6 protein-coding genes are annotated in these 2,974 nt (G+C 64.3%); all 6 read right to left on the minus strand.

All coding sequences use genetic code 11. The annotated features are described in order from the left end of the window. Positions 1 to 705: 30S ribosomal protein S3 (rpsC, locus tag AC5RUJ_RS13700; protein WP_494092059.1), on the minus strand; the 705-nt coding region annotated here is incomplete at its 3' end. Continuing rightward, positions 706 to 1,071: a 50S ribosomal protein L22 gene (gene rplV, locus AC5RUJ_RS13705; protein ID WP_136784918.1), complete on the minus strand. Its 366-nt coding sequence runs from the start codon at positions 1,069 to 1,071 to the stop codon at positions 706 to 708. It lies immediately after the preceding gene. 38 nt (positions 1,072 to 1,109) lie between these two features. Beyond that, on the minus strand, positions 1,110 to 1,391 hold the full coding sequence (gene rpsS, locus AC5RUJ_RS13710; RefSeq protein WP_074701289.1) for a 30S ribosomal protein S19: 282 nt from the start codon (positions 1,389 to 1,391) through the stop codon (positions 1,110 to 1,112). Positions 1,392 to 1,403: 12 nt separating this feature from the next. Continuing rightward, on the minus strand, positions 1,404 to 2,243 hold the full coding sequence (gene rplB, locus AC5RUJ_RS13715; protein WP_493979217.1) for a 50S ribosomal protein L2: 840 nt from the start codon (positions 2,241 to 2,243) through the stop codon (positions 1,404 to 1,406). A 30-nt stretch (positions 2,244 to 2,273) separates the two neighbouring features. Further along, on the minus strand, positions 2,274 to 2,579 hold the full coding sequence (rplW, locus tag AC5RUJ_RS13720; RefSeq protein WP_493941555.1) for a 50S ribosomal protein L23: 306 nt from the start codon (positions 2,577 to 2,579) through the stop codon (positions 2,274 to 2,276). Next, a partial coding sequence (locus tag AC5RUJ_RS13725) for a 50S ribosomal protein L4 (protein WP_494156015.1) occupies positions 2,576 to 2,974 on the minus strand: 399 nt, incomplete at its 5' end. The genes AC5RUJ_RS13725 and rplW, both read right to left, overlap by 4 nt.

Genomic DNA, 2,974 nt, shown 5'->3' on the forward strand with positions numbered 1-2,974 from the left:
GCGGCCCGGACGGTCGCCGCGGCCACGCGAGGACGGAGCGGCAGCCTGCTGGGCCGCCAGTTCCTTCGCGGTCACGTCGCCCTTGTAGATCCAGACCTTGACGCCGATGCGGCCGAACGTGGTCTTGGCCTCGAAGAAGCCGTAGTCGATGTTCGCCCGCAGCGTGTGCAGGGGCACACGGCCTTCGCGGTAGAACTCCGAGCGGCTCATTTCGGCGCCGCCGAGGCGACCGGAGCACTGGACACGGATGCCCTTGGCGCCGGCGCGGGTCGCGGACTGCATGGCCTTCTTCATGGCGCGGCGGAAGGCCACGCGGGAGGTCAGCTGCTCGGCGATGCCCTGGGCAACCAGCTGCGCTTCGATCTCCGGGTTCTTGACCTCGAGGATGTTCAGCTGCACCTGCTTGCCGGTGAGCTTCTCCAGCTCGCCGCGGATGCGGTCTGCTTCGGCGCCGCGGCGGCCGATCACGATGCCGGGGCGGGCGGTGTGGATATCCACACGCACGCGGTCACGGGTACGCTCGATCTCAACCTTCGCGATGCCCGCGCGGTCCATGCCCGTGGACATCAGCTGGCGGATCTTCACGTCCTCGCGGACAAAGTCCTTGTAGCGCTGGCCGGCCTTGTTGCTGTCAGCGAACCAGTGGGAGACATGGTCGGTGGTGATACCGAGTCGGAATCCGTGCGGGTTTACTTTCTGTCCCACTTACTGGTCCTCCTCTTTCTCCGGGGTAGCGACAACAAGCGTGATGTGGCTGGTCCGCTTCTTGATGCGGTAGGCACGCCCCTGGGCGCGCGGCTGGAACCGCTTCATGGTGGGGCCTTCATCTACGAATGCTTCGCTGATGTACAGGTCGCTCTCGTCAAAGGCGACGCCGTCGCGGTCCGCGATAACGCGGGCGTTGGCGACTGCCGACGCGAGTACCTTGCTGACCGGCTCCGAAGCTGCCTGCGGGGCAAACTTCAGAATTGCCAGAGCCTCATTCGCCTGCTTGCCACGAACAAGGTTGACGACGCGCCGGGCCTTCATAGGCGTCACGCGAATATGGCGCGCAATAGCCTTGGCTTCCATTGCTTTCCTTCTCTCGTCTTCTGCCGTAAGAGCAGCGCCTAGCGGCGCTTGCCCTTGCGGTCGTCCTTCACATGGCCGCGGAAGGTCCGCGTCGGGGCGAATTCGCCGAGCTTGTGCCCGACCATCGACTCAGTGACAAACACCGGGATGTGCTTGCGTCCGTCGTGTACGGCAATCGTGTGTCCGAGCATGTCGGGCACGATCATCGAACGGCGGGACCACGTCTTGATGACGTTCTTGGTGCCCTTTTCGTTCTCTGCAGCTACCTTCACGAAGAGGTGCTGATCGACGAAGGGGCCTTTCTTCAGGCTGCGTGGCATGTTCCCAGGCTCCTATCGCTTGTTCTTGCCAGTACGACGGCGACGCACAATCAGGCGGTCGCTTTCCTTGTTCGGGCGGCGGGTGCGGCCCTCGGGCTTGCCATTCGGGTTGACCGGGTGACGGCCACCGGAGGTCTTGCCCTCGCCACCACCGTGCGGGTGGTCGATCGGGTTCATGGCCACACCGCGGACGGTCGGGCGAACGCCCTTCCAGCGCATGCGGCCGGCCTTGCCCCAGCTGATGTTGGACTGCTCGGCGTTGCCCACTTCGCCGATGGTTGCGCGGCAGCGCACATCAACATTGCGGATTTCGCCGGACGGCAGCCGGAGCTGGCCGTACTTGCCTTCCTTGGCCACCAGCTGCACGGAGGCACCGGCGGAGCGGGCCATCTTGGCACCGCCGCCCGGGCGCAGCTCCACGGCGTGGATGACCGTACCGACGGGGATGTTGCGCAGCGGCAGGTTGTTGCCCGGCTTGATGTCGGCGCTGGCGCCGGCCTCGACCGTGTCCCCCTGCTTCAGCTTGGCCGGAGCCAGGATGTAGCGCTTGGTGCCATCAACGTAGTGCAGCAGGGCGATCCGCGCGGTGCGGTTCGGGTCGTACTCGATGTGAGCGACCTTGGCGGGCACGCCGTCCTTGTCGTGGCGACGGAAGTCGATCAGACGGTACTGGCGCTTGTGTCCGCCGCCCTTGTGGCGGGTAGTGATCTTGCCGGAGTTGTTACGTCCACCTGACTTGGTCAGCGGGCGCAGCAACGACTTTTCCGGCGTCGATCGCGTGATTTCAGCGAAGTCGGCTACGCTCGAGCCGCGACGGCCCGGTGTAGTCGGCTTGTATTTACGGATTCCCATAGTTCAATTCCTCGTTAAAGTGGTCTCCGCTTAAGAAAGCGGACCGCCGAAGATGTCGATTGTGCCTTCCTTCAGGGTGACAATTGCGCGCTTGGTGTCCTTGCGCTGTCCCCATCCGAACTTGGTGCGCTTGCGCTTACCGGCACGGTTGATGGTGTTGATCGAGTCGACCTTGACGGAGAAAATCTTCTCCACGGCCAGCTTGATCTCGGTCTTGTTCGAGCGGGGGTCGACCAGGAAGGTGTACTTACCTTCGTCGATCAGGCCGTAGCTCTTCTCCGAAACGACGGGAGCAAGGATCACGTCGCGGGGATCTTTTGTGGTGGTCGCGCTCACTTGGCGTCCTCCTTGGCAGTTGCCTTAGCTGCGATGAATGCCTCGTAGGCGGCCTGGGTGAAGACCACGTCGTCGGAAACGAGCACGTCGTAGGTGTTCAACTGATCCACGTAAATGGTGTGAACAGCCTCGATGTTGCGCAGGCTCAGGGCCGCCACATCGTTGGCGCGCTCGATGACTACGAGCAGGTTCTTGCGGTCGGTGATGGCGCGCAGGGCCTCGGTAGCGGCCTTGGTGGACGGCTTGTCGCCGGCAACCAGTGCCTCCACGACGTGGATGCGGCCGTTGCGTGCCCGGTCCGAGAGGGCGCCGCGCAGGGCAGCGGCCTTCATCTTCTTGGGGGTGCGCTGGCTGTAGTCGCGCGGGGTCGGGCCGTGCACGACGCCGCCGCCGGT

This window comes from Arthrobacter sp. Y3223164, assembly GCF_059091005.1.